The organism is Blastococcus saxobsidens, assembly GCF_010682065.1.
GTDB lineage: Bacteria > Actinomycetota > Actinomycetes > Mycobacteriales > Geodermatophilaceae > Blastococcus > Blastococcus saxobsidens_B.
On record NZ_JAAGWG010000002.1, the window covers coordinates 69,646 to 87,718 of the forward strand.

Below are 18,073 nucleotides of genomic sequence, written 5' to 3' on the forward strand. Positions count from 1 at the left end.
CCGGCCGGGGTGACAGGCTGGAGGGCGTGGAGTTCGCCGACGTCGTCCGCCGCCGCCGCATGGTGCGCGACTACGACCCCGACCGCCCGGTGCCGCCGGAGGTCCGGGACCGCCTGCTCGAGCACGCGATCCGGGCGCCCTCGGCGGGGTTCAGCCAGGGCTGGGCGTTCCTCGTCCTGGAGACCGACGACGAGCGCGACCGCTTCTGGTCGGCCACCACCACCGACAGCGCTCCCGACGCCTGGCTCACCCGCATGCGCCGGGCGCCGCTGTTGGTCGTGCCGCTCGCCAACAAGTCGGCCTACCTCGACCGCTACGCCGAGCCGGACAAGGGCTGGACCGACCGGGACGAGGCCCGCTGGCCGGTGCCCTACTGGGACGTCGACGCCGGCATGGCCAGCCTGCTGATGCTGCTCACTGCGGTCGACGAGGGCCTCGGCGCCTGCTTCTTCGGGGTCCCCGCCGAGCGGGTGGACGCCTTCCGGGCGGCGTTCGGCGTCCCTGACGAGTACCGGCCCGTCGGCTGCGTGTCGGTCGGCTACCCGGGGGACGAGGACCGCCGCTCGCCGTCGCTGCGCCGCGGCCGGCGCGGCGTCGACGAGGTCGTCCACCGCGGCAGGTGGTGAGGCGGCCGTTCCGTGAGAGCCTGCTCATCCGGCTCTCACCGGCCGCTCACCCCGGGCCCGGACGCTGACGCGGTGGACACCGCCCGCTCCCTGCCCCACCGTCCGCCGGCGTGGCCGCCGTCGCTGCAGCTGCTGCTCGGCGAGTCCGCCGCCGAGCTGTGGGCCGCGGTCCTCGCTCCGCTGGCCGGCCGGCTGCGCAGCCTGACGGCGACCTCGGTGACCCTGCGCCCGGACTCGGCGGCCACGGTCCGCCACACCGCCGTCGTGGACTGGGCCGACGGACGCAGCACCCGGGAGTTCCTGGCCGCGACGACCGGCGCCGCGATCCCGGCCGGCGCGGCGGTGGTGGAGGGCTCGACCGCCGACGGACCGGTCGCCGTGGGGCTGTGGCGATGGCCGCTGGATCCCGCCCTCCCGGGGCTGGCCTGGGCGACGTCGGCCGCGGGGGTGTCCGGGCGGTTGACCTCCCTGGGCATCGACCCGGGCGCCGCCCGGCTGCGGCTGCGCGCCTACCGGCCGGGCCGGCGGGCGGTGGTGGAGGTCAGCTCGCCGGCCGGCCGGTGGTTCCTCAAGGTCGTGCGGCCGACGGCAGCGGCGGGCCTCGCGGCCCGGCACACCGCGATCGCGGCCGTCGTGCCCGCGCCCCCGGTGCTGGCCGCCACCGACGACGGCGTGCTCGTGCTGCCGGGGCTGCCGGGCACACCCATGCGGGTGGCGTTGAGCGGGGACGCGCAGCAGCTGCCCGACCCGCTCGCCCTCGAGGCACTGCTGGACCGGTTGCCCGTGATCGGCGGCCCGGCGCGCCGGACCCGGCCGGGCGACCCGCTCCCTCCGATGCGGGCGCACAGCACCGTGCTCCGGATGGTGTGCCCGGACCTGGCACATCGGCTGGAGCGGCTCGACGCGGCCGTGGCGGCGTCGGCCGGCGAGCACCCGCTCGTCCCGGTGCACGGCGACTTCTACGAGTCGCAGCTGCTCGTGCGGGCGGGTGCCGTCACCGGCCTGCTGGACGTGGACACCGCCGGGCCGGGCGCACGGATCGACGACTGGGCGACCCTGGTGGCCCACCTCGCCCTGCTCGAGCGGCTCGTGGACGCGCCCGCGCCCGTCGCCGCCTACCGGCGCAGGGCGCTGGACCTCCTGGCCGGGCGCTGGCCGGCCGGACAGCTCGAGGCCCGGGTGGCCGGTGTGCTCGTCGGGCTCGCCACCGGCCCTTTCCGGGTCCAGCAGGCGGAGTGGGCGGTCGCGACGGAGGCCAGGGTGGCGCTCGCCGAGGAGTGGGCCGGGCTGCGATGAGGCGGCTCTCATGCGGATGAGAGGGGGCTCATCGCCTTCTCCCCGGGGCCTCACGGGCCGTGGGGATGGTGGATCCCGACAGCGCAGGACCGACCACCCGAGGAGAAACCCATGACCAGCACCCCGGCCACCTGGAAGATCGTCACCTTCGGTACCGCGCTCACCGGCCTCGGCATCGTCGGCGTCGGCGTGGCCACCGCCGACGACGGCCCCACGACCGCCCAGCCGGCGGGCATCTCCGTCGCCGTGGACGCCGACCGCGACGGCGGGTCCGACGCCTCCCCGGAGTCGGCCGACAGCCCGGCGGAGAGCGCGACCGACAGCCCCGACGTGCAGACGCCGGACGTCGACAGCCCGGACGTCCAGACCCCCGACGTCGACAGCCCCGACGTCCAGACCCCCGACGTCGACAGCCCCGACGTCCAGACCCCCGACGTCGACAGCCCGGACCGCGACGACGACTGAGGCGCGCGACGGCCGGCGGCCCTGGTCCCCGCGCGGGGTCCGGGGCCGTCGGCCGTTCCGGTCAGGCGGTGACGAGGCGGTAACCCATCCCGCGCACCGTCTCGATGCGGTCGGCTCCGAGCTTCTTGCGCAGGTAGCGCACGTAGACGTCGACGACGTTGGAGCCCGGGTCGAAGTCGTAGCCCCAGACGTGGCTGAGCAACTGCTCGCGCGCCAGCACCTGGCCCGGGTGCCGGAGGAAGGTCTCCGCGAGGGCGAACTCCCGGGCGGAGAGGTCCACGCTGCGGCCGCCGACGCTCGCCCGGCGGGTGCGGAGGTCCAGGGACAGGCCGCCGGCCGTCAGCACGGTCACCTCGCCGTCACGCGGCCCGGCCAAGCGCAGGCGCACCCGCGCCAGCAGCTCCTCGAACCGGAACGGCTTGGCCATGTAGTCGTCCGCGCCACCCTCCAGCCCGGCCACCGTGTCCTGCACGCTGTCACGGGCGGTCAGGACGATGACCGGCACCGGGCAGCGTTCCGCCCGCAGCCCGCGCAGGACCGCGAACCCGTCCAGGACCGGGAGCCCGATGTCCAGCACCACCAGGTCGAAGTCGCCGCTGCGCGCCCGGTCCAGCGCGGACAGACCGTCACCCACGACGGCGGTGACGAAGCCGTTGGCCTTGAGGCCCTTCTCGATGAACGCCGCGATGCGCGGCTCGTCCTCGGCGATCAGGACCCGGCTCACCGGTCTCCTCCCTCGGTCGGTGCGGTGGCGGTCCCGGCCAGCAGGGACGGCGTCGACAGCGCGTCGTCGACGGTGTCGCCCGGGTCGGCTCGCAGGTCGTCCGGCACGGCGTCCGGCGGTGGCGCCGGCCGGGCGGGCAGCACCAGCGTGAAGGTCGCCCCCTCCCCCGGACGGCTGTGCAGCTCGACGTGCCCGCCGTGCCCCGCGGCGATGGCCTGGACGATGGACAGGCCCAGTCCGGCGCCGTCGCCGCGCCGGGCCCCGGAGCTGCCCCGGGCGAAACGCTCGAACACCCGCTCCTGGTCCCCGACCGGGATGCCCGTCCCGGTGTCGTCGACCCACACGAGCAGGGAGTCCCCGCTGAGCCGGCTGCCGAGGACGATGCGGTCCCCGGGGCGGGTGTGCTGGACGGCGTTGTCGGCCAGCGCCACCACGGCCTGGGCCAGCCGCTGCGGATCGAGCAGCAGGTCCGCGCGGGCGACCGCCCCGAGCTGCCAGTCCCGGTCGCCCAGCCGCCGGACGTTGCCGAACACCTCGGCGGTCAGCGCGGCCACGTCGGCCGGCTGCAGGCGGACGAACTGCGGCTGCTCGGCGCGGGCGAGCAGCAGCAGCTCGGTGACCATGCGGTTCATCCGCTCCAGCTCGTCGTCCACGAGGGCGACGGTCTGCCGGACGTCGTCCGGATCGGCCGGATCGAGCACCTCGAGGTGGCCGCGCACGATCGTGATCGGGGTGCGCAGCTCGTGGCCGGCGTCGTCGAGGAAGCGGCGCTGGGCGGCGACCCCGCCCGCCACCCGGTCGAGCATCGCGTTGACCGCGACGGCCAGGTCGGTCAGTTCGTCGGCCGGGCGCCCCTCGACGGGGATCCGGCCGGACAGGTCGGTCTCGGTGATGCCCTGGGCGGTCGTCGCGACCGCCCGTACCGGCGCGAGGACCCGGCCGGCGACGACCCACGCGCCCGCGGCGGCGAGCAGGACGGTCACCGCGCCGACGCCCAGCATGAGCTGGGCCGTGTCGTCGGCGGCCTGCCGCTCCTGGTCGGCGAAGTAGGCGACGAGCGCGACGCCCGGGGTGGGGTCGCCCTCCAGGGTGACCGGCACCGCCAGGTAGCGGACCTCACCGGCACCGCTGTCGTAGCGGCCGGCCCGGGTGTCGGTCACCGACCCCACCAGCTCGGTGAACGCGGCGTCCTCGCTGAGCAGGACCGGCGCCTCGATGCGGCTCTGGAAGCGGTACTCGCCGTCGACGTAGCCGAGGAACTTCTCGTTGGGCCGGGCCAGGTTGTAGGTGATCACCGTCCGCAGCACGTCGTCGACCGAGGCGAACGGCTCGCCCGTGCCCGGGTCCACGTTGCCCTCGACGATCTGCGAGAACTCCTCCACCTCGGCCCGCAGCGCCAGGTCCATCCGCTCGTCGGTGGCCCGGATCAGCAGCCGCCAGGTGACCAGGGTGACCAGCGCCAGGGCGAGGAGCACGAGCAGCAGGACCCAGCCGATGATCCGTGTCCGGGCAGCTCGCGGGACCAGGCGGCGCACGATGCGGTCGCGCCGGCTGGTCGTCGTGCCCATCTCGCTGCTCACGGTTCAGTCGTCACCGTCGTCGTCAACGTCCGAGTCGTCGTCGCTGTCCCCGGGGTCGTCGTCGGCGTCCTCGTCGTCGTCCTCGTCGTCGGTGTCGTCGTCGGGCAGCGGGGGCGGCGGGACGACGTCCGTGGGCGCCACCTCCGGCGGCGGGACGACGGACGACGGGGGCATCGGACCCGGATCCGGGGACGGACGCGGGGCGGGTTCGTCTCGGGCGGGGACGTCGATGGGCGCAGGCACCGGCCGGTCACCAGCGCCGGCGGGGCGCAGCAGGACCCACGCCGTCCCGCAGACGAGGAGGACGGCGACCAGCGCGGCGAGCACGGCGGGCGCGGGGCGCGGACGCATGCGGACCAGCCTCCGGCACGCGCGTGGCCGGCCGGTGAGAGGCGGATGAGAGGCCTCTCATCCGCCTCCTGGGCGCCCCGCCCGTTCAGCCGAGGTCGGTGGTCTCCGTGACCAGCACCAGGTCCGCGCCGTGCACGCCGGCCACGTCGACCTCCTCGGGCCGCGGCTGGAAGCCCGGCAGCCCGGCGAGCCCGTCGACGGCGTCGGTCACCCGCAGCCGCACCGGGCCCTCGCCCTCCACGGTGAGGCCGACCTGCAGCCCATCGGCCGGCGGTGCGTGGAACGTGATCCGCAGCGAGTCCCCGCCCACGGCGGCGTCGGGCACCGGGCGCCCGCCCACGCGGGCCCGCACCACGGTGCCGCCGTCGACGGTGACGGTCAGGTCCACGAGGCGCACGTCGTCGCGCCGGGGCAGCACCCGCAGGCTGAGCTCCCGGCGCCCGCCGAGCTCCTCGTCGGACTGCACGGTGACCTCCGGGGCCGCCAGCGCCGCCGCCTCCGCCGGGCCCGTCTGCACGTCCCTCCCGGTCAGGTACGGGTAGTCGGCGCCCAGGCTGCCGGGGCCGTCGACGAAGCGGCCGGTCCACTCCCCCGGCGAGGACTCGGTGCTCACCCAGCGGGCCTCGCCGCGGTCGGAGTCGAGCAGGTAGGCCAGCCGCGAGGGCACGGGGTGGGCGGCGTCGAACCGGTCGACACCCAGTCCGGCCACGGCGCAGGCGGCGGCCACTCCGACCGCCGTCGCGGGCACCGCCATCGCACCCAGCCGCGACCGGCCCGCCTCGGGGTCGGGGAACAGCAGCTCGAGGGCCGGCAGCAGGGCCAGGGCGGCGAGCACGACGACGACCGACGGCGCCGCCGCCTGCGACAGGCCGAGGGCCGGGAGGAACAGCGCCGCCGTCGGCGCCAGGACCAGTACGGCCGCCGCCCCCGTGACCGCCGCGCCGAGGACGTGCACGGCCCGCGACCGCGCCAGGACGCTCACCGTTCCGGTCAGCGCCCCCACCAGCGCCGGCCACGCCGCCAGGTAGGACCCGCCCGGCGCCACCGCGGCCAGGACAGCGGCGATCACGGCCAGCCAGCCCAGCGCGCCGGCCGCCAGCGGCGCCGGCCCCACCCGGCGGCGGAGCAGCGCGTACCAGACCAGCACCACGGCGAGCACCGTCGCGACGGCGGCCACCCGGAACCAGCCCGGGCGCCAGGGGTCGAGCATGCCGGCGTAGCCGGGGCGCACCGCGACCAGCGCCGCCCACAGCCCCTGGGCGGCCAGCGGCGCCAGCGCGAGCGGGACCACGGCCAGCAGCGCGGCCGCACCGGTCCGGCGCAGCGAGCTCACCCCGCGGGACCGCAGCGCCAGGACCAGCCCGGCGACGGCGACCAGCGCGGCCCCCGCCAGCGGCCACACGAACGTGCCGGGATAGCGCACCAGGGACCCGGGCAGCGGGAAGTAGGTGGCGTCCCCGGCGGCCGGCTCGGCGAGAGCGGCCAGGTCCCGTCCGCCCAGCTCGCGGGCCAGGGCGAGGGCGTTGTCGCCGAGTGCCTGCAGCGTGCGCCGGTCCAGCCGCTCCGGGGTGTCCTGTGGCGAGTGGTACCCGGCGGCGCCGTCGATGAAGGCGGTGTTCATGCCGGTGAAGTCGCCGTCGTCGAGGAGCACGCTGAAGTCGGTGTCGTTGGGCAGCGCCCGGTAGACCTCGACGGCGAAGCTGCTGGCCACCGGGTGCGGTGCGGCGTCGGCGAAGGCGGCGGCGAGGTCGGCGTTCCCCAGCGACGTCTCGAACATGATCGGCGGCCCGCTGGTGCCCCGGGCCTCGAAGTTCAGCACCACTCCCCCGCCGGCCAGCGGGTGCGACGCGGCGAACGCCTCGGCGCCGCACAGGCACGCCTCCTCGGCGTCGGTGAGGACGACGACGACGTCGTTGCGCAGCGGCGGCCCCGCCGTCAGCGCGCGGACCGACTCCAGGAGCGCGGCCACCCCCGCGGCGTCGTCGGCGGCGCCCGGCCCGGCCTCGGCGGAGTCGTGGTGGGCCATCAGGTACAGCCGGCCGGTGGGGTCGGTGCCGGGCAGCACGCCGACGACGTTGCGCACCCGGGCCATGCGGACCTCACCGGCGCCGCCCTCGCGCACGCCGACGGCGTTCTGCACGCGGGTGTCGAGGCCCAGGCCGGTGAGCGTGCCGACCAGGTCCTCGACGACCCGGTCGTTCTCCGGGCTGCCGGCCACGTGCACGTCCGCGGCGGTCCGCTCGACGTGGGCGAAGGCCCGGGTGGCGCTGAACTCCCCGGCCGGGGCGTCGGCCGGCCGGGGGTCCGGGGGCTGCAGGCCGACCACGGTCCAGGCGGCCAGGCCCAGCAGCAGGACCACGACGACGAGGCCGAGGAGCCGACCGGGCCGGTCGGCGCGGCCGGTCCGGGGGGAACGCTCGGCGGGCACGCCGACCTCCTGGGAACACCGGGACGGGACCTGGGAACCCTAGGTGGCGATCACTCCGGCGCCGGGCAGGCCGGCCGGACCGTCAGCGGAGGGTGCCCAGCCAGTTGGTCAGCAGCTGGGCGCCGGCGTCGCCGCTCTTCTCCGGGTGGAACTGGGTCGCCGACAGCGCGGCGTTCTCCACGCCGGCGACGAAGCGGTCGCCGTGCTCGGCCCAGGTGACCTTGGGTGGCGCCAGCGGCGTGTCCCCGCCCTCGGAGCCCAGCGGGAACTCCCGCACGCCGTAGGAGTGCACGAAGTAGAAGCGCTCGTCCTCCAGGCCGGCGAACAGCGTGCTGCCCGGGGCGGCCTGGACGGTGTTCCAGCCCATGTGCGGCAGGACCGGGGCCTCCAGCTGCTCGACGACGCCGGGCCACTCGCCGCAGCCCTCGGCGTCCACGCCGTGCTCCACGCCGCGCTCGAACAGGATCTGCATGCCGACGCAGATGCCGAGCACCGGGCGGCCGCCGGCCAGCCGCCGGCCGATGATGCGCCGCCCCTGGACGGCGTCCAGGCCCGCCATGCAGGCGGCGAACGCACCGACGCCGGGGACGACGAGCCCGTCGGCATCGAGCGCCACGTCCATGTCGGAGGTCACCGTCACGTCCGCGCCGACGCGGGACAGCGCCCGCTCGGCCGACCGCAGGTTGCCCGACCCGTAGTCGAGGACCGCCACCTTCTTCACGCCTGCCACGCTACCGACCAGCACGGCAGCGCCCCGAAGTGTTCCCGGCGACCCGAGAGCGTGGGTGACCTGGACGACCCAGCAGCCGGCGGAGACCTGTGCCGCGAGTTCTACGAACCCGTGGCCGTCGACCGGTGATGACCACGAGTTGTAGCACTCGAGGTGGCCGGTCAGCGGACGGCCTCGTCCGCCCACGGGAGGACGGTCAGCTCGGGCCACTGCTGCTGCCAGCGTTCGGTCTTGGCCTCGTAGACGTGCCGGGGCGCCAGGCGCCGGTTGGGCCGCACGACGAGGCCGAAGAGGTCGTCGTAGCCGTGCGGCGCGTACACCTCCAACGCCCCCGCCCCGTCCACCCGGACGCCGTAGCAGCAGCAGACCGCCGCGAAGGAGTCGATGGCATCGGCGCAGTCGCGGAACGGCGCGGCCGGCACCCCGAACTTCTGCTCGTACCAGAGGTGCACGCGCGCCTCGTTGCGGATCTCCACCGGCACCGGGAGATCGGCGAACAGCTGCTCGCCGGCCCGGATGACCGCGTCCTCCGCCGCCCACGAGGTGTCGGCATCGAAGTAGAAGAAGTCGGCGTCGCGGATGCCGGTGCCCGGTGACCGCCCGGTGAGGGAGTTCCACACGGTCTGGAACAGCACCCCGGCGGTGAGCCACCAGTCCGACAGGCCGAGGGCCGGCGCCCGCTCCAGCACCGCCCGCACCGTCGGGTCGGCGGTGACCAGCGCGAGGAAGCGCTCCTCGTCGGCCGCGCTCACACCAGGCGGAGGATGCCTGCCGCGCTGGCGAGCACGGCCGACAGCAGCAGGATGACCGCGAAGGCCACCTGCGGACCGGTGCGCCCGGCGGTGTCGGAGTCCGACCGCCAGATGCTCCAGGCGCCGCCGAGGAGGAACCCGCCCAGCAGCAGCAGGGCCAGACCGAAGTTCATGCCGGTTACAGCGCGCCCTTGGTGGAGGGCACGTCGGTGACCCGCGGGTCGATGGCCACGGCCTGGCGCAGGGCGCGGGCCAGCGCCTTGAACTGGCCCTCGACGATGTGGTGGGCGTCGCGGCCGGCGTAGAGCACCCGCACGTGCAGGCTGATCCGCGCGTTGAAGGCGAAGGACTCCAGCACGTGCTTGGTGAGGGACGTCGGGTAGTCCGGGCCGATCATCGGCGTCATGTTCTCGGGCTCGGCGTGCACGAAGTACGGCCGGCCGGAGAGGTCGACGGCGGCCTGGGCCAGCACCTCGTCCATCGGGATCGTCGCGTCGCCGTAGCGGGTGATGCCCCGCTTGTCCCCCAGCGCCTGCGCGAACGCCTGGCCCAGGGCGATCGCGACGTCCTCGACGGTGTGGTGGGCGTCGATGTGCAGGTCGCCGTCGGCCTGCACGGTGAGGTCGATCCCGCTGTGCTTGCTCAGCGCGGTGAGCATGTGGTCGTAGAAGCCCACGCCCGTGCTGATGGAGCTGGTGCCGGTGCCGTCGAGGTCCAGCTCGACCACGAGCTTGGTCTCGTTGGTCTGTCGCTCGACGCGTGCGGTGCGGGTCATGTGCGTCAGTCTCCCAGAGTCCTGCGGTGGTCCGGCGCGATCTCACCCAGCGTGGTGGCCGGAGGCGAGTCGGGGGCCGTCAGAGCCGGCCTCCGGACTCGGCGACAACAGCCTCCAGGGCCGTGAGGAAAGCGCTCGTCTCCGCCGGCGTCCCGGCGGTCACCCGGAGCCAGCCGGGCAGGCCGACGTCGCGGACGAGCACCCCCCGGTCGAGCAGCGCCTGCCACACGGCGGGGGCGTCGGCGAAGTGGCCGAAGAGCACGAAGTTGGCGTCGCTGGGCACGCTGGTCAGGCCCATGGCCGGCAGCGCGTCGACGATCCGGTCCCGCTGGGCCTTGACCGCGTCCACCGTGGCCAGCAGCGCGTCGGTGTGCGCCAGCGCCGCGCGCGCGGCGGCCTGGGTGAGCGAGCTGAGGTGGTAGGGCAGCCGCACCAGCTGGATCGCGTCGACGACGGCGGGATCTGCGGCCAGGTAGCCCAGCCGCAGCCCCGCCATGCCGAACGCCTTGCTCATGGTCCGGCTGACGATCAGCCGCGGCCGGCCCGGCAGCAGGCCGAGCGCCGAGGGCGTGCCGCTGCGCGCGAACTCGGTGTAGGCCTCGTCGACCACGAGCACCCCGTCGGTGACGTCGTACAGCTCGACGATCGTCTCCAGGTCGACCGCGGTGCCGGTGGGGTTGTTCGGGCTGGTCACGAAGACGACGTCGGGCGCCACCTCGCGCAGCTGCGCCACCGCCGCGGCGGGGTCGATGGTGAAGTCGGCGGACCGGTGCCCGTCGACCCAGGTCGTGCCGGTGCCGGCCGAGATGATCGGGTGCATCGAGTACGACGGCGTGAAGCCCAGCGCCGTCCGGCCGGCCCCACCGAACACCTGCAGGACCTGCTGCAGCACCTCGTTGGACCCGTTGGCCGCCCACACCTGCTCCGGCCCGACCCGCTCCCCGCTGGTGCGGCTCAGGTAGCCGGCGAGGTCGGCCCGCAGGGCGACGGCGTCGCGGTCGGGGTACCGGTTGAGCTCCAGCGCCGCGGAGCCGAGCGCCGCACCGAGGTCGGCGAGGAGCTCGGCAGGCAGCGGGTGCGGGTTCTCGTTGGTGTTGAGCCGGTGCGTGGCCGGCACCTGCGGGGCGCCGTAGGGCGTGCGGCCGCGAAGCTCCGGCCGCAGCGGGAGGTCCTCCAGCGACGTCATCGTGTCTGCCGGATCCGCACCGCCGCCGCGTGCGCCGGCAGGTCCTCGGCCCCGGCGAGGGCGTCGATGTGCGGAGCGACCTCGGCCAGCGCCTGCTCGTCGTACTCCACGACGTGGATGCCGCGCAGGAAGGACTGCACCGACAGGCCGCTCTGGTGCCGGGCGCAGCCACCGGTGGGCAGCACGTGGTTGGACCCGGCGGCGTAGTCGCCCAGCGAGACCGGCGACCAGGCACCGACGAAGATCGCCCCGGCGTTGCGCACCCGGTCGGCGATCGCGCGCGGGTTCCGGGTCTGGATCTCCAGGTGCTCGGCGGCGTAGGCGTCCACGACGCGCAGCCCGTCCTCCAGGTCGTCGACGAGCACGACCCCCGACTGGGTGCCGTCGAGCGCGGTGGTGATCCGGTCGGAGTGCTTGGTGGCCGCGACCTGGCCGGGCACGAGCGCCAGGACGGCGTCGGCGAGCTCCTCGCTGGTGGTGACCAGCACGGCGCCGGCCAGCGGGTCGTGCTCGGCCTGGCTGATCAGGTCGGCGGCGACGTGCGCGGGATCGGCGGTGTCGTCGGCGAGGATCGCGACCTCGGTGGGGCCGGCCTCGGAGTCGATGCCGATCATCCCGCGCAGCAGCCGCTTGGCGGCGGTGACGTAGACGTTGCCCGGGCCGGTGACCATGTCGACCGGCTCGCAGGACCCGGCGCCGTAGCCGAAGACGGCGATCGCCTGGGCGCCACCGACGGCGTACACCTCGGTGACGCCGAGCAGCGCGCAGGCGGCGAGCACGCCCGGGTCGGGCAGACCGCCGTGGTCGCGCTGCGGCGGCGAGGCGACGGCGATGGACTCCACGCCGGCGATCTGCGCGGGCACGACGTTCATGACGACGCTGGACAGCAGCGGGGCCAAGCCGCCGGGCACGTAGAGGCCCACCCGGCGCACCGGCAGCCAGCGCTCGGTGACCGTGCCACCGGGGACCACCTGGGTGGTGACGTCGGTGCGGCGCTGGTCGGCGTGCACCTTCTGAACCCGGGAGATGGCCTCCTCCAGCGCCGCGCGGAGCGTGGGGGCGCACTCGGCCAGCGCGCGGTCGAGCGCCTCCTGCGGAACGGCGAAGTCCTGGGCGTCCACGCCGTCGAGCCGGGCGGTGATCTCGCGGACCGCCTGGGCGCCGCGGACGCGCACGTCCTCGCAGAGCGGGCGGACCGTCGCCATGACCGAGTCGATGTCGGTGGCCGCACGCGGCAGCAGGCCGGTGAGCTCCCGGACGCCGGGCAGCGGGTTACCGCGCAGGTCGATGCGGGCGAGCACGGGCTGCCTCCGGGGCTGGACGGGACTGGTGCGGCGGGTTCCCAGCGTAGCCAGCGGCGCCGGTCACCCCCGGGGCGCCTGGGCGGCCCCGGTTCGCGGGGCCCGTACGCTTGCCGGGATGGGTGAGCTGATCCCGCTGTTCCCGCTGGGCCGGCCGCTGTTCCCCGGGGCGGTGCTGCCCCTGCAGATCTTCGAGCCGCGGTACCGCCGGCTGATGCGCGACCTGATGGTTCTGCCCGAGCACGGCGACCGCCGGTTCTTCGGCGTGGTCGCGATCCGGCAGGGCTGGGAGGTCGAGCGGGTGGCTCCCGCGGCGGCGCTCTACGACATCGGCTGCACCGCGCGACTGCGCCGGGTCCAGCCGCAGCCCGACGGCGGTTTCCGCGTCGTGACCGTCGGCGGTGAGCGGTTCCGGCTGCTCGACGTCGTCGTCGGGGACGACCCGCCCTACCTCCAGGCCGAGGTCGAGTGGCTGGCCGAGGAGGAGGCGGCCGAGGAGGCCGCCGGGGACGCCGAGTCGGTCGCCGACGGGCCGGCCCGGGTGGTCCCGCCGGCCGACGACCTCGCCGCCGAGGTGGCCCGCGGTTCGCTGGACGTGCTGGCCCGCGGGGTGGGCGAGCTGTTCACCGAGTACGTCGCGGAGGTGGCGGAGCTCGGCGCCGGGGCTGCCGGGGACGAGGCGGAGGCCGCGGTGCGGCTGGCCGCGGCCGCGGACGACCCGTGCGCGCTGTCGTGGCTGGTGGCCTCCTCCGCGCTGCTCACCACGGAGGACCGGCAGGCGCTGCTGGCCGAGTCGGCGACCCGGCGGCGGCTGGCGGCCGAGTCCCGGTTGCTGCGCCGTGAGCTGACGCTGCTCCAGACGCTGGGCGCCGTGCCCGCTCCGCTGCAGCAGTTCACCACCCCCATGACGGTGAACTGAAGAAGGACCCCGTCCCTCTCACCCCTCGCCAGCTCGGGGCGAGCCTCCGGACGGGGCCACCTCGCGACCCAGCCCGTCGTCGGCGGTGCCCAGCACGCAGGCGAGGTAGGCCAGCAGCGCGGCGAACGGGGCCGCGGCGAGCACCGGCAGCGCCCGCAGGGTGAGCCCGGTGGTCACCGTGGATCCGACGGCCGTGAGGTCGGCCTCGGTGGGCCCCTGCCCCAGGAGCGCACCGACCTGCCAGGCGCCGACCGCGGCCAGCGATGCGCCCAGGGCCAGGACGAGGAGCATCCCGACGCCGCGGGCACCGCGCCGCAGCCAGGCGAGGACCCCGGCGACCAGCCCCAGCCCGAGGAGCACCAGCAGCAGCACCGAGTCGTCGCCGACGGGCACCTCGGCGGCGGGCAGGCCGACGGCGACCGGCCCGTCCGCGGTGATCCGGTAGTCCGCGCGCGGGGCCAGCAGCCACCACAGGACGCCCGCGGGGATGCCGGCCAGGGCGAGGCCGGCCAGCACCCAGCGACCGCGCTGCAGGTCCTGCTGGACCTCGGGCCATCCCCGCCAGAAGACGTCCCGGGACGGCGCGGGGCCGGGCGGGGCCTGCAGGGGCGGGGCAGGCGTCGGCGACGTGCTCACCGGTCCAGTGAACCCCATGGCCCCCGGCAGGGACCCGCCGCGAGCTCGCGATCGCCGGGGGCCAGGGGCTCCGCCGTCAGAGCAGCGCCACGCTGGTCGGGCCGAGCAGCGCCTTGATGTCACCCATGAGCGCGGTGCTGGGGCGCACCCGCAGCCCCTGGTCCAGCCGCAGCACCGTCTCCCGGCTGCCGTTGACCAGCTTGAGCTGGACCTCGGTGGTGCCCGGGTGGCTGCCGAGCACCTCGCGCAGCCGCTCGACCACCGGCGGGGTGCACCGGGCCGCGGCCATGGACACCAGCACCGGCCCGCGCGGGCCCTCGGTGAGCTCGGGGACGGTCACCTCGGAGCCGAACAGCGAGGGCTGGTCGTCCCGCCGACTGATCCGCCCCTTGACCACGACGATCTGGTCGCGGAGCACCTTCTCCGAGACCTCGATCCAGGTCTTGGGGAAGAACAGCACCTCGATGCCGGACTCGAGGTCTTCGACCGTGGCGATCGCCCACGGGGCGCCCTGCTTGTTGGTGCGCGGTGACACCGAGGTGAGGATGCCGGCGATGGTGACGTTGGCGCCGTCCTCCACTCCTCCGGCGTTGATCTCCGCGATCGGGGTGTCGGCGTGCGAGGTCAGCACGTGCTCGACCCCGTGCAGCGGGTGGTCGGAGACGTAGAGGCCGAGCATGTCGCGCTCGAACATCAGCCGCTCGCTCTTCGACCAGTCCGCGGTGGGGATGGTGATGTCCAGCGCGCCGGCGAACGGGTCGTCCGCCGCGGCCTCGTCGCCGAAGCTGCCGAAGAGGTCGAACTGGCCCTCGGCCTCCTTGCGCTTGAGGCCCATCGCGGAGTCGACGGCCTGCGCGTGGATGGCGACGATGCCCTGCCGGGAGTGGCCGAGGGAGTCGAAGGCCCCGGCCTTGGCGAGGGACTCGATGACCTTCTTGTTGCAGGCCACCGTGTCGATCTTGCGCATGAAGTCGGCGAAGTCCTTGAACGCGCCCTTCTCCTCGCGCGCCTTGACGATCGACTCCACGACGTTGGTGCCGACGTTGCGCACCGACGCCAGCCCGAAGCGGATGTCGGTGCCGACGGCGGTGAAGTCCCAGGAGGACTCGTTGACGTCCGGCGGGAGCACCTTGATGCCCATGCGGCGGCACTCGGCCAGGTAGATCGGCCGGCGGTCCTTGTCGTCCTGGACGCTGGTGAGCAGGCCGGCCATGTACTCGGCCGGGTAGTTCGCCTTGAGGTAGGCGGTCCAGTAGGACACCAGGCCGTAGGCGGCGGAGTGCGCCTTGTTGAACGCGTAGTCGGCGAACGGGACGAGGATGTCCCACAGCGTCTTGATCGCGGCGGCGGAGAAGCCGTTGGCCTTCATGCCGGCCTCGAAGCCGACGAACTCGGCGTCCAGGACGGACTTCTTCTTCTTGCCCATCGCGCGGCGCAGCAGGTCGGCCTTGCCGAGCGAGTACCCGGCGACCTTCTGCGCGATCGCCATGACCTGCTCCTGGTAGACGATCAGGCCGTAGGTCTGGCCGAGGATCTCCTCCAGCGGCTCGGCCAGCTCCGGGTGGATCGGCGTGATCTCCTGCTGGCCGTTCTTGCGGAGCGCGTAGTTGGTGTGCGAGTTCGCACCCATCGGGCCCGGTCGGTAGAGGGCACCGACGGCCGAGATGTCCTCGAAGTTGTCCGGCCGCATGAGCCGCAGCAGGGACCGCATCGGGCCGCCGTCGAACTGGAAGACGCCCAGGGTGTCGCCGCGGGAGAGCAGGGCGTACGTCGCCGGGTCGGTGAGGTCCTTGCTGATCTCGTCGAGGTCGACCGGCTCCTTGCCGTTGATCACGATGTTGCGCAGCGCGTCGTCGATGACCGTGAGGTTGCGCAGGCCCAGGAAGTCCATCTTGAGCAGGCCGAGCGTCTCGCAGGTCGGGTAGTCGAACTGCGTGATGATCGCGCCGTCGGCCTCGCGGCGCATGATCGGGATGGAGTCGATCAGCGGGTAGCGGCCGATGATGACGCCGGCGGCGTGCACGCCCCACTGGCGCTTCAGGCCCTCGAGCTTGCGCGCCTGGTCCACGACCTCGGCGGCGCCCGGGTCGGACTCGTAGCGGGCCCGGAACTCCGTGGCCTCCTTGTAGCGCGGGTGCGCCGGGTCGAACACCCCGGTCAGCGGGATGCCCTTGCCCATGACGTCCGGCGGCATCAGCTTGGTGAGCTCGTCGCCGACGGAGTAGGGGCGGTCGAGCACGCGGGCGGCGTCCTTGATCGCGGCCTTGGCCTTGATCGTGCCGTAGGTGACGATCTGGCTGACCCGCTCCTCGCCGTACTTCTGCGAGACGTACTGGATGACCTCGCCGCGGCGGCGGTCGTCGAAGTCGATGTCGACGTCGGGCATCGAGACGCGCTCGGGGTTGAGGAACCGCTCGAAGATCAGCCCGTGCTGCAGTGGGTCGAGGTCGGTGATCCCCATGGCGAAGGCGGCCAGCGACCCGGCCGCCGAACCACGGCCCGGACCGACGCGGATGCCGTTGTCCTTGGCCCAGTTGATGAAGTCGGCGACCACGAGGAAGTACCCCGGGAAGCCCATCTGGCAGATGATCCCGGTCTCGTAGTCGGCCTGCTTGCGCACGTGGTCGGGGATGCCGTTCGGGTACCGCTTGTGCAGGCCGCGCTCGACCTCCTTGATGAACCAGGAGGTCTCGTCCTCCCCCGGCGGCAGCGGGAAGCGCGGCATCAGGTCCGCGCCCTCGGTGAACTCCACCTCGCACTGCTCGGCGACGAGCAGGGTGTTGTCGCAGGCGACCGACAGGTCGCCGGAGAACAGCGCGCGCATCTCGGCGGCGGACTTCAGGTAGTAGCCGTCCCCGTTGAAGCGGAAGCGGTTGGTCTCGTTGAGCCGGGACCCGGTCTGGATGCACAGGAGCGCGTCGTGCGCGGCGGCGTCCTCCTTGTGCGTGTAGTGCAGGTCGTTGGTGGCCAGCAGCGGGATGCCGAGGTCCTTGGCGATGGACATCAGCGCCGGCCGGGTCTTCTTCTCGATCGAGAGCCCGTGGTCCATCAGCTCGGCGTAGAAGTTCTCCCGCCCGAAGATGTCCTGGAAGTCGGCCGCGGCCGCCCGCGCCTTGTCCTCCTTGCCGGCGCGCAGCCACATGTTCACCTCGCCCGACGGGCAGCCGGTGGTGGCGATGAGGCCCTTGCCGTACCTCTCCAGCAGGTCGCGGTCGAAGCGCGGCTTGCGGTACTGACCCTCGAGGCTGGCCAGCGAGGAGATGCGGAAGAGGTTGTGCATCCCCTCGGTGGTGCGGGCCAGCAGCGTCATGTGCGTGTACGCGGCCTTGCCCCGGTTGTTCCCGCCGTCGCCCTCCTCGTCGAGGAGCTTGTCGCCGAAGTCGAACGGCGCGCGGTCGAACCGGGACCCCGGGGTGTAGTAGCCCTCCATGCCGATGATCGGCTTGACGCCGGCGTTCTTGGCCTGCTTGTAGAAGTCGTAGGCGCCGAACACGTTGCCGTGGTCGGTCATCGCCAGCGCCGGCATCCCCTGCGCCGCCGCCGCCGCGGTGACCTCCGGCAGCTTCGCCGCACCGTCCAGCATCGAGTACTCGGTGTGCACGTGCAGGTGCACGAAGTTCTCGTCACGGGACGGGCTGCTCACGGTGCGGGGTGCTCCTCACGGGTCTCGACGGCCCGGCCGGCGCGAGGCAGGCAGTGGCGACGGGGTGGTTCTCATGACCGGCGGGGAAGGCCGTTCGGCGGTGACGTTCCAGCGGTGACCGGTGGCCCGATCCTCGCACCTCGACAGGTGTACCGGCGACCACCGACAGGTTCGTGTCTCGGCGATCCGGACCACTCCGTCACACGGTTCCCGCAGGCCCCTCGCCGAGCCGGCGCCGCATGGTGACGTGCGCGATACCGGCCTCCTCGTACACGTCGCCGACGGCCGCGTAGCCCTCGCGCTCGTAGAAGCGGCGGGCCGGCAGCTGCGCGTGCAGCTCCACCTGCGTGGCGCCGAGGGCGACCGCCTGGCGGTGCAGCTCGGCGAGCACGGCGGCGCCATGGCCTCTCCCCCGCACCTCGGCTGCTGCCGCCATCCTTCCGATCCGGGCCGTCGTCTCCTCCAGCAGCAGCCGCCCGGTGGCCACGACGCGGCCGCTGCCGTCCCGGCTCAGCACGTGGACGGCGGTCGCGTCGGCGGCGTCCTGCTCGATCTCCGGCGGGACGCCCTGCTCCGCGACGAACACGCCGGTGCGCAGGGCGGCGACCTCCGGCCAGTCCGCAGGGCCGGCGACGGAAGCGGTGGGACTCGGCACGGAGGA

General features: G+C 74.3%; 17 protein-coding genes. 4 read left to right on the plus strand and 13 right to left on the minus strand.

Going from position 1 to position 18,073, the window contains the following annotated elements; translation table 11 throughout:
• Nucleotides 1-26: 26 nt before the first annotated feature.
• The 3 genes from GCU60_RS01430 (at nt 27) to GCU60_RS01440 (ending at nt 2,387) form a co-directional block, all read left to right on the plus strand.
• Nucleotides 27-626, plus strand: a complete 600-nt coding sequence (locus GCU60_RS01430) for a nitroreductase family protein (protein WP_163201855.1) — start codon at nt 27-29, stop codon at nt 624-626.
• Between the two features lie 72 nt (nt 627-698).
• Nucleotides 699-1,922 carry an aminoglycoside phosphotransferase family protein gene (locus tag GCU60_RS01435; RefSeq protein WP_163201856.1) on the plus strand — a complete coding sequence of 408 codons (1,224 nt, stop codon included), beginning with the start codon at nt 699-701 and terminating at the stop codon, nt 1,920-1,922.
• Between the two features lie 111 nt (nt 1,923-2,033).
• Nucleotides 2,034-2,387 (plus strand): hypothetical protein, encoded by a 354-nt coding sequence (locus GCU60_RS01440; protein WP_204261203.1) that lies wholly within the window; start codon nt 2,034-2,036, stop codon nt 2,385-2,387.
• A 61-nt stretch (nt 2,388-2,448) separates the two neighbouring features.
• Here GCU60_RS01440 and GCU60_RS01445 read toward each other — a convergent pair whose 3' ends face one another.
• The 10 genes from GCU60_RS01445 to hisD form a co-directional block, all read right to left on the minus strand.
• Nucleotides 2,449-3,111 carry a winged helix-turn-helix domain-containing protein gene (locus GCU60_RS01445; protein ID WP_163201857.1) on the minus strand — a complete coding sequence of 221 codons (663 nt, stop codon included), beginning with the start codon at nt 3,109-3,111 and terminating at the stop codon, nt 2,449-2,451.
• Nucleotides 3,108-4,691, minus strand: a complete 1,584-nt coding sequence (locus GCU60_RS01450; RefSeq protein WP_345770315.1) for a sensor histidine kinase — start codon at nt 4,689-4,691, stop codon at nt 3,108-3,110. The genes GCU60_RS01445 and GCU60_RS01450 overlap by 4 nt, the downstream gene beginning before the upstream one ends.
• A gap of 3 nt (nt 4,692-4,694) precedes the next feature.
• Nucleotides 4,695-5,042: a hypothetical protein gene (locus tag GCU60_RS01455; RefSeq protein WP_204261204.1), complete on the minus strand. Its 348-nt coding sequence runs from the start codon at nt 5,040-5,042 to the stop codon at nt 4,695-4,697.
• An 85-nt stretch (nt 5,043-5,127) separates the two neighbouring features.
• Nucleotides 5,128-7,470 carry a M28 family peptidase gene (locus tag GCU60_RS01460; RefSeq protein WP_163201858.1) on the minus strand — a complete coding sequence of 781 codons (2,343 nt, stop codon included), beginning with the start codon at nt 7,468-7,470 and terminating at the stop codon, nt 5,128-5,130.
• Between the two features lie 82 nt (nt 7,471-7,552).
• Entirely contained in the window at nt 7,553-8,191 is a 639-nt protein-coding gene (gene hisH, locus GCU60_RS01465) for an imidazole glycerol phosphate synthase subunit HisH (RefSeq protein WP_163201859.1), read from the minus strand.
• 170 nt (nt 8,192-8,361) lie between these two features.
• Nucleotides 8,362-8,952, minus strand: a complete 591-nt coding sequence (locus tag GCU60_RS01470) for a nucleotidyltransferase family protein (protein ID WP_163201860.1) — start codon at nt 8,950-8,952, stop codon at nt 8,362-8,364.
• Nucleotides 8,949-9,125: a hypothetical protein gene (locus GCU60_RS19750; protein ID WP_204261205.1), complete on the minus strand. Its 177-nt coding sequence runs from the start codon at nt 9,123-9,125 to the stop codon at nt 8,949-8,951. Before GCU60_RS19750 ends, GCU60_RS01470 begins: the two co-directional genes overlap by 4 nt.
• Nucleotides 9,126-9,130: 5 nt before the next feature.
• Nucleotides 9,131-9,727, minus strand: a complete 597-nt coding sequence (gene hisB, locus GCU60_RS01475; RefSeq protein ID WP_135095638.1) for an imidazoleglycerol-phosphate dehydratase HisB — start codon at nt 9,725-9,727, stop codon at nt 9,131-9,133.
• A 79-nt stretch (nt 9,728-9,806) separates the two neighbouring features.
• Nucleotides 9,807-10,913, minus strand: coding sequence for a histidinol-phosphate transaminase (locus GCU60_RS01480; protein WP_163201861.1), 1,107 nt, complete (start codon nt 10,911-10,913; stop codon nt 9,807-9,809).
• Complete coding sequence (gene hisD, locus GCU60_RS01485; RefSeq protein WP_163201862.1) at nt 10,910-12,214, minus strand: histidinol dehydrogenase; 1,305 nt, start codon at nt 12,212-12,214, stop codon at nt 10,910-10,912. The genes GCU60_RS01480 and hisD overlap by 4 nt, the downstream gene beginning before the upstream one ends.
• A gap of 118 nt (nt 12,215-12,332) precedes the next feature.
• Between hisD and GCU60_RS01490 the strand changes: the two genes are divergently transcribed.
• The gene (locus GCU60_RS01490) at nt 12,333-13,133 is read left to right on the plus strand and encodes an LON peptidase substrate-binding domain-containing protein (RefSeq protein ID WP_163201863.1); all 801 of its coding nucleotides are present in this window, start codon (nt 12,333-12,335) and stop codon (nt 13,131-13,133) included.
• 18 nt (nt 13,134-13,151) lie between these two features.
• Here GCU60_RS01490 and GCU60_RS01495 read toward each other — a convergent pair whose 3' ends face one another.
• The 3 genes from GCU60_RS01495 to GCU60_RS01505 all read right to left on the minus strand — a co-directional run bounded on the left by GCU60_RS01495 (nt 13,152) and on the right by GCU60_RS01505 (nt 18,067).
• On the minus strand, nt 13,152-13,769 hold the full coding sequence (locus GCU60_RS01495; RefSeq protein WP_163201864.1) for a hypothetical protein: 618 nt from the start codon (nt 13,767-13,769) through the stop codon (nt 13,152-13,154).
• Between the two features lie 76 nt (nt 13,770-13,845).
• Complete coding sequence (gene dnaE, locus GCU60_RS01500; RefSeq protein WP_345770316.1) at nt 13,846-17,412, minus strand: DNA polymerase III subunit alpha; 3,567 nt, start codon at nt 17,410-17,412, stop codon at nt 13,846-13,848.
• Nucleotides 17,413-17,611: 199 nt separating this feature from the next.
• The gene (locus GCU60_RS01505) at nt 17,612-18,067 is read right to left on the minus strand and encodes a GNAT family N-acetyltransferase (RefSeq protein WP_163201865.1); all 456 of its coding nucleotides are present in this window, start codon (nt 18,065-18,067) and stop codon (nt 17,612-17,614) included.
• Nucleotides 18,068-18,073: the final 6 nt, after the last annotated feature.